Here is a 3,329-nt window from a genome sequence, read left to right as displayed (position 1 = left end):
GGGGGGTAGAATTCCAGGTGTAGCGGTGAAATGCGTAGAGATCTGGAGGAATACCGGTGGCGAAGGCGGCCCCCTGGACGAAGACTGACGCTCAGGTGCGAAAGCGTGGGGAGCAAACAGGATTAGATACCCTGGTAGTCCACGCCGTAAACGATGTCGACTTGGAGGTTGTGCCCTTGAGGCGTGGCTTCCGGAGCTAACGCGTTAAGTCGACCGCCTGGGGAGTACGGCCGCAAGGTTAAAACTCAAATGAATTGACGGGGGCCCGCACAAGCGGTGGAGCATGTGGTTTAATTCGATGCAACGCGAAGAACCTTACCTGGTCTTGACATCCACGGAAGTTTTCAGAGATGAGAATGTGCCTTCGGGAACCGTGAGACAGGTGCTGCATGGCTGTCGTCAGCTCGTGTTGTGAAATGTTGGGTTAAGTCCCGCAACGAGCGCAACCCTTATCCTTTGTTGCCAGCGGTCCGGCCGGGAACTCAAAGGAGACTGCCAGTGATAAACTGGAGGAAGGTGGGGATGACGTCAAGTCATCATGGCCCTTACGACCAGGGCTACACACGTGCTACAATGGCGCATACAAAGAGAAGCGACCTCGCGAGAGCAAGCGGACCTCATAAAGTGCGTCGTAGTCCGGATTGGAGTCTGCAACTCGACTCCATGAAGTCGGAATCGCTAGTAATCGTGGATCAGAATGCCACGGTGAATACGTTCCCGGGCCTTGTACACACCGCCCGTCACACCATGGGAGTGGGTTGCAAAAGAAGTAGGTAGCTTAACCTTCGGGAGGGCGCTTACCACTTTGTGATTCATGACTGGGGTGAAGTCGTAACAAGGTAACCGTAGGGGAACCTGCGGTTGGATCACCTCCTTACCTTAAAGAAGCGTACTTTGAAGTGCTCACACAGATTGTCTGATAGAAAGTGAAAAGCAAGGCGTCTTGCGAAGCAGACTGATACGTCCCCTTCGTCTAGAGGCCCAGGACACCGCCCTTTCACGGCGGTAACAGGGGTTCGAATCCCCTAGGGGACGCCACTTGCTGGTTTGTGAGTGAAAGTCACCTGCCTTAATATCTCAAAACTCATCTTCGGGTGATGTTTGAGATATTTGCTCTTTAAAAATCTGGATCAAGCTGAAAATTGAAACACTGAACAACGAAAGTTGTTCGTGAGTCTCTCAAATTTTCGCAACACGATGATGAATCGCAAGAAACATCTTCGGGTTGTGAGGTTAAGCGACTAAGCGTACACGGTGGATGCCCTGGCAGTCAGAGGCGATGAAGGACGTGCTAATCTGCGATAAGCGTCGGTGAGGTGATATGAACCGTTATAACCGGCGATTTCCGAATGGGGAAACCCAGTGTGATTCGTCACACTATCATTAACTGAATCCATAGGTTAATGAGGCGAACCGGGGGAACTGAAACATCTAAGTACCCCGAGGAAAAGAAATCAACCGAGATTCCCCCAGTAGCGGCGAGCGAACGGGGAGGAGCCCAGAGCCTGAATCAGTGTGTGTGTTAGTGGAAGCGTCTGGAAAGGCGTGCGATACAGGGTGACAGCCCCGTACACAAAAATGCACATATTGTGAGCTCGATGAGTAGGGCGGGACACGTGGTATCCTGTCTGAATATGGGGGGACCATCCTCCAAGGCTAAATACTCCTGACTGACCGATAGTGAACCAGTACCGTGAGGGAAAGGCGAAAAGAACCCCGGCGAGGGGAGTGAAAAAGAACCTGAAACCGTGTACGTACAAGCAGTGGGAGCCTCTTAATGGGGTGACTGCGTACCTTTTGTATAATGGGTCAGCGACTTATATTCTGTAGCAAGGTTAACCGAATAGGGGAGCCGAAGGGAAACCGAGTCTTAACTGGGCGTTAAGTTGCAGGGTATAGACCCGAAACCCGGTGATCTAGCCATGGGCAGGTTGAAGGTTGGGTAACACTAACTGGAGGACCGAACCGACTAATGTTGAAAAATTAGCGGATGACTTGTGGCTGGGGGTGAAAGGCCAATCAAACCGGGAGATAGCTGGTTCTCCCCGAAAGCTATTTAGGTAGCGCCTCGTGAATTCATCTCCGGGGGTAGAGCACTGTTTCGGCAAGGGGGTCATCCCGACTTACCAACCCGATGCAAACTGCGAATACCGGAGAATGTTATCACGGGAGACACACGGCGGGTGCTAACGTCCGTCGTGAAGAGGGAAACAACCCAGACCGCCAGCTAAGGTCCCAAAGTCATGGTTAAGTGGGAAACGATGTGGGAAGGCCCAGACAGCCAGGATGTTGGCTTAGAAGCAGCCATCATTTAAAGAAAGCGTAATAGCTCACTGGTCGAGTCGGCCTGCGCGGAAGATGTAACGGGGCTAAACCATGCACCGAAGCTGCGGCAGCGACACTATGTGTTGTTGGGTAGGGGAGCGTTCTGTAAGCCTGTGAAGGTGGCCTGTGAGGGTTGCTGGAGGTATCAGAAGTGCGAATGCTGACATAAGTAACGATAAAGCGGGTGAAAAGCCCGCTCGCCGGAAGACCAAGGGTTCCTGTCCAACGTTAATCGGGGCAGGGTGAGTCGACCCCTAAGGCGAGGCCGAAAGGCGTAGTCGATGGGAAACAGGTTAATATTCCTGTACTTGGTGTTACTGCGAAGGGGGGACGGAGAAGGCTATGTTGGCCGGGCGACGGTTGTCCCGGTTTAAGCGTGTAGGCTGGTTTTCCAGGCAAATCCGGAAAATCAAGGCTGAGGCGTGATGACGAGGCACTACGGTGCTGAAGCGACAAATGCCCTGCTTCCAGGAAAAGCCTCTAAGCATCAGGTAACATCAAATCGTACCCCAAACCGACACAGGTGGTCAGGTAGAGAATACCAAGGCGCTTGAGAGAACTCGGGTGAAGGAACTAGGCAAAATGGTGCCGTAACTTCGGGAGAAGGCACGCTGATATGTAGGTGAAGCGACTTGCTCGTGGAGCTGAAATCAGTCGAAGATACCAGCTGGCTGCAACTGTTTATTAAAAACACAGCACTGTGCAAACACGAAAGTGGACGTATACGGTGTGACGCCTGCCCGGTGCCGGAAGGTTAATTGATGGGGTTAGCGGTAACGCGAAGCTCTTGATCGAAGCCCCGGTAAACGGCGGCCGTAACTATAACGGTCCTAAGGTAGCGAAATTCCTTGTCGGGTAAGTTCCGACCTGCACGAATGGCGTAATGATGGCCAGGCTGTCTCCACCCGAGACTCAGTGAAATTGAACTCGCTGTGAAGATGCAGTGTACCCGCGGCAAGACGGAAAGACCCCGTGAACCTTTACTATAGCTTGACACTGAACAT

General features: G+C 52.5%; 1 tRNA gene and 2 rRNA genes. All 3 read left to right on the top strand.

The features are described 5' to 3' along the window. A 16S ribosomal RNA gene (locus PY311_RS12485) occupies positions 1–877 on the top strand; the annotation flags it as partial. A gap of 85 nt (positions 878–962) precedes the next feature. Further along, positions 963–1,038, top strand: a tRNA-Glu gene (locus PY311_RS12480). 193 nt (positions 1,039–1,231) lie between these two features. After that, positions 1,232–3,329: ribosomal RNA gene (locus PY311_RS12475) — 23S ribosomal RNA — on the top strand; the annotation flags it as partial.

Origin of the sequence: Neopoerus faecalis, from assembly GCF_029218125.1 — a bacterium.
GTDB classification, from domain to species: Bacteria; Bacillota; Clostridia; order Oscillospirales; family Oscillospiraceae; genus Oscillibacter; species Oscillibacter faecalis_A.
This window is presented reverse-complemented; position numbering and strand designations above follow the sequence as displayed.